The sequence below is a fragment of the Pseudomonas sp. NPDC087615 genome (assembly GCF_044743445.1).
GTDB lineage: Bacteria > Pseudomonadota > Gammaproteobacteria > Pseudomonadales > Pseudomonadaceae > Aquipseudomonas > Aquipseudomonas baetica_A.
This window is the reverse complement of the sequence record NZ_JBIUWM010000144.1, coordinates 1-1,397: the sequence shown is the minus strand read 5'-3', so window position 1 is coordinate 1,397 and position 1,397 is coordinate 1. Positions and strand designations below refer to the sequence as shown.

Here is a 1,397-nt window from a genome sequence, read left to right as displayed (position 1 = left end):
CACTCGAAACTGGGATATCTGCCACCGACCGTTTACGAACGGGCGATGGCGTCAAAATCACCTATTGAGGTGTCCGGAATTAGTTGACCACTACAGCTGTAGTCGTGCTTTTGAGTGTCTGCAGCCAATTTGCCTCGGCAGTGGAAGAGAGGGAGCCAGGCACGGCAGGGAGGGCTCCCTTCAGTAGATTCCTCTCCCTATTTAGCTCCGCGTTTACTGCGTCGGCGGTGGTGATGAGCGCCGACACAAATTTCATGCGGCTTGGCTCGTAGCAAGCTTCATTCCGACCCATGTACTGCTGAGCGGCTTTACTATCGAAGATCTGGGCCTGCCTCAAAGCTTTGTGAGGACCGCTTGGGATGTCCCAATGGACATCAACAGAGTTTCCGTCCACTGAGACTTTGAAATGAGCACGGCATTCCGTGGGGTTACGATCGAAGACATTGCTCCGTATCTCGTCTTTGGAACGAGATCCGCAAATCTGCTTCAGTAGTCGTGCGAACCCGCTCTTGCCAGTGCCGTTCTGACCGTAGATGACAGCGAGGTTCGAGCTGCCGAATGGAAGATGGGCTCCAGCCTTGATGGCGTTCAGGCCATGTACGTCGAGAATTTCATCGATTCTAACTGGGGGTCTGGTTGCGGCCTGGGACAATGTGCCAGGTACTATGCTCAGAAATCCTGGATCAGGTTGGCCTTTGGCCTCAAGCTGGCAGAGCCTAGACAGCTCCTTGATTTCCCGTTCGTTCAGTTGGCGCTTCGCATCGATCATCATGCGCGCAGCAGTCTGCAGCCACTTCGGACGACCATTTAGCCAAGACTCAAAGTCATCCATCACTATCGGCTCTTGTTCAATTGTCGACATTTCCTATCTCACGGCTAAATCTGTTAGCGTAGTTGTAGAGTGGCTTTTGGCCAGTATTTGATTAGGGGCTTGGCAACAAAATGTAACTTGGGGAAATGGGCTTTCAGATAAGAGACATGCGTGAGGAGGTGACGAGCGCCACTTTGGCTCTGGCGGCATGTTACCGTGCCCCCAATGAAACACTTGAGGGAGAGATGGGATGGAAAGGCAAGCTTCCGGCCAACCCGCCCTGCATGATTAAGCTGGATGCCACCTGTGTGGCAGCAACTCCGTAATCTCACTCGCCCGCTGCGTCGGCATATCTTGAGATAGGCATACGGATCGTACTCAATTGAAAGGTCGGCTCCGGTTTTCACTGCAAAAAAGCTAGCGCATCAGTGGATGCCGGCCTGACTTACGCGAGGTGAGTTGGGCGGACGCTTACTCTTGACGGGCCTAGCTGGACAAGCCCCATGAAAGACAGGACACCCTTTCCCCCTTACGATAAGGGATAGGCAAACGGTTATGTTTATGACTAATAGCAACGACAAGAGTG

The 1,397-nt window shown here is 53.0% G+C and carries 1 protein-coding gene; it reads right to left on the bottom strand.

The genetic code is table 11. From position 1 onward, the window contains the following. Positions 1–79: 79 nt before the first annotated feature. Positions 80–862: a hypothetical protein gene (locus ACIOU6_RS27990; RefSeq protein WP_401139989.1), complete on the bottom strand. Its 783-nt coding sequence runs from the start codon at positions 860–862 to the stop codon at positions 80–82. Positions 863–1,397 lie beyond the last annotated feature (535 nt).